The following is a 2,702-nucleotide window of genomic DNA, read 5'->3' on the forward strand; positions in this document are numbered from 1 at the left end:
ATAATAGAATAGGTAAGTGCCAAGAAGATAAAAGATTATTGTAAATATGTATGGAGTATTATAGGAGAAATGAGTCATCAAATATCCGCCTATAAAGATACCTAGAGCACGTGTTAGATTGTTGATCATCGCCCTCATTGAACTCATGAGAGGTCTTTCATGTTCCTCTACAATTTCCATGGATATACCACGAATAAGAGGCTGTCCCATGTTCATTAGACTAGATCTGAAGAAAAATGCAAAAGCGACAACTACGATTCCTTGTGGAAATCCAATGATGAGCAATAAGGGAATACTTAAAAGCTGGGTAAGGATAATTGATTTTTCCTGGCCTATTTTTTTATTTAGGTAGGGTACGCTCAAACCTCCAAAAACATTTCCGAATTGGGCAAAACTTAGAATTAATCCTACTATACTTTCTGAAGTATTCAGCATATATTTCAAATATACTCCAAAAAAAGGAACAACCATGCCTGCTCCAAGACCGATTAATCCGGTATAAGTTATAAAAAGAATATTTTTCCTGTTTAAAAAGCGATATATATCTTTTGGTTTTATTAATTTATCTACAGAAGCACCTCTTGGTTTCAAACTCATCAAGGGGAAAATTGCCATCATGGATAAAAGACTCACAATTATCAATGAGTATCTTATGCTTTCCACACTGGAACCAACATATTTACTCAATATATCGGATAGAAAACCTGTTAGTAGAGAGCCTATCATGAAGGCTGCATTTCTTGATGCAAAGGCCAGGCTGAATGCATGGACTCTTTCGTTAACTTCTGTTTGATTAAATATGAATGGAGATTCTATAGTGAGCATGGCAGCCATTCCAAATCCGAAAACAATGGAAAGTATTTTCATAACAGAAATTGATTCGGTCAGTACAATGGAAATGCTGGTGATTCCAACAATTACAAGACCTATCGTTAGAGTTCTTTTTTGGCCTAATTTGCTGGAAATATATGCAATTAGAAATGTAGATATTCCAATGGAAAGTCTTCGCAATGACAAAATTGTTCCAACTGTGCTTTCTGGATAGCCTAATTGAATGCAGCTGATGTCAAACCATACATAAAGACAACGACTATGAATTTTTTTATTAAGGGATTTAACTTTAAATAGTCCATGGGAAAGAGTATATACTTAAATAAGTTTATTGTCTATAATTGTAATGCTTGAGGAATTGAATTCAATTAATTCTACTGGAATTGTTTTGAAAAGTGTATAATCATTTAATTGAGATAAAAAACCAATCATAAAATTTCCTTATATGTAACCTCGGTAACGCCTTTGTTTTTGGTATTATTATATAATTGTTTTAACAAACATAAAAGGAAAATATAAGTACCATTTTTAGAGGTGGGATTTTTCTTGAAGAGAGGAGATTGGAAATGAGTAAAGTACGAAAACTTGTTCAAATATTATTTTTAATTTTGTTTTTTGCAGTTGTTTTAAAGGGTAATATGATGCTTTGGCTTGGATTGTTTGCAGTTAGTTTAGTGTCTGCACTTTTCTTTGGCAGGTTCTACTGTGGCTATATATGTCCAATGAATACAGTAATGGGTGTGACGGAAAGTATTGCTCAAAAATCAGGATGGCAGACTAAGAATGTACCTAAGTTTCTGCAAAGCAAGGTATTGCCTTGGGTAATTCTAGTTATCATGGTATTTACAATGATCATGTCAAAAAAAGTGTTGCATAAGAATGTTCCGATTTTGCTTGTGTTGCTGGTTGTTTCGATAATTATTACACTGAGATATGAACAATGGGTCTTCCACAATCACATATGTCCTTTTGGAGCTTTGCTGGGTGTAACAGGAGGATTTGCAAAAAATTCAACAAAAGTTGACCAGGACAAATGCATAGGATGTAAGCTTTGCCAGGGTATTTGTCCTTCCAAAGCTATAAAAGTAGATGATGGCAGTAAGAAAGCATTTATAACTACATCTCTATGTCATCAGTGCCAGGCATGTACAAAAATCTGTCCAAAGGAAGCAATTCATTACGGGAAGTAAAAAAAGAAGGGACTATTAATAATATTCCGAAACCACATTGATATGAATAGAAGATCAATGTTGATATATGGAGGAACTTATGAATGTTAAAAGAGCTATAGAATACTGCTTGTCAAAAAAGGGTGCTAGAGAAACCTATCCCTTCGATGAAACAACTCTCGTATTTAAGGTGGGAAGCAAGATGTTTGGGCTTATTTATGACAGACAGGGAGACAAGGGTTTGAATCTTAAATGTAACCCTGATTTAAATCTTGAACTTAGGCAGCAGTATGAGGGAATAATACCAGCCTATCATATGAACAAACGTCACTGGAGCACGGTGGTTTTCGACAGAGATGTGCCTGATGAGATGATTTTAAAACTCATTGACAATTCATATGAAACAGTTTTTAACTCCTTAACTAAAAAAAATCAGAAAGAAATATTGGAAGAAAAATAAAAGAAATTTGACTGTAAGTCCATATAATGGTACAGTGTAGTGATAATAATAGAGCGAAGAAATATGAAAGAAGGAATTATGGGAAAAACATTTAGTGATTTAGGCATATCGCCTTCAATAATTAAGTCTATTGAAAAGATGGAATTTTTGGAACCCACAGAGGTTCAAAGTGAAGCAATACCACATGTATTGCAAAAGAAAGATTTGATAGTAATGTCAAAGACGGGAAGTGGAAAGACTGG

At 34.0% G+C, this 2,702-nt stretch carries 4 protein-coding genes and 1 pseudogene; 3 read left to right on the forward strand and 2 right to left on the reverse strand.

Annotated elements, in window-relative coordinates:
* Together AC3AX0_RS11035 and AC3AX0_RS11040 are read right to left on the reverse strand one after the other, a co-directional pair.
* The coding region (locus tag AC3AX0_RS11035) for an MFS transporter (RefSeq protein WP_487550341.1) at positions 1 to 591 on the reverse strand (591 nt) is incomplete at its 3' end.
* A gap of 33 nt (positions 592 to 624) precedes the next feature.
* Positions 625 to 1,017: pseudogene (locus AC3AX0_RS11040) on the reverse strand (MFS transporter); the annotation flags it as partial.
* Between the two features lie 380 nt (positions 1,018 to 1,397).
* Here AC3AX0_RS11040 and AC3AX0_RS11045 point away from each other — a divergent pair.
* The 3 genes from AC3AX0_RS11045 to AC3AX0_RS11055 all read left to right on the forward strand — a co-directional run.
* Positions 1,398 to 2,021, forward strand: a complete 624-nt coding sequence (locus AC3AX0_RS11045) for a 4Fe-4S binding protein (RefSeq protein ID WP_487550339.1) — start codon at positions 1,398 to 1,400, stop codon at positions 2,019 to 2,021.
* A 79-nt stretch (positions 2,022 to 2,100) separates the two neighbouring features.
* Positions 2,101 to 2,460 carry an MmcQ/YjbR family DNA-binding protein gene (locus tag AC3AX0_RS11050; RefSeq protein WP_487550340.1) on the forward strand — a complete coding sequence of 120 codons (360 nt, stop codon included), beginning with the start codon at positions 2,101 to 2,103 and terminating at the stop codon, positions 2,458 to 2,460.
* Positions 2,461 to 2,598: 138 nt separating this feature from the next.
* A partial coding sequence (locus AC3AX0_RS11055; protein WP_487550342.1) for a DEAD/DEAH box helicase occupies positions 2,599 to 2,702 on the forward strand: 104 nt, incomplete at its 3' end.

The organism is Dethiosulfatibacter sp. (genome assembly GCF_983023055.1).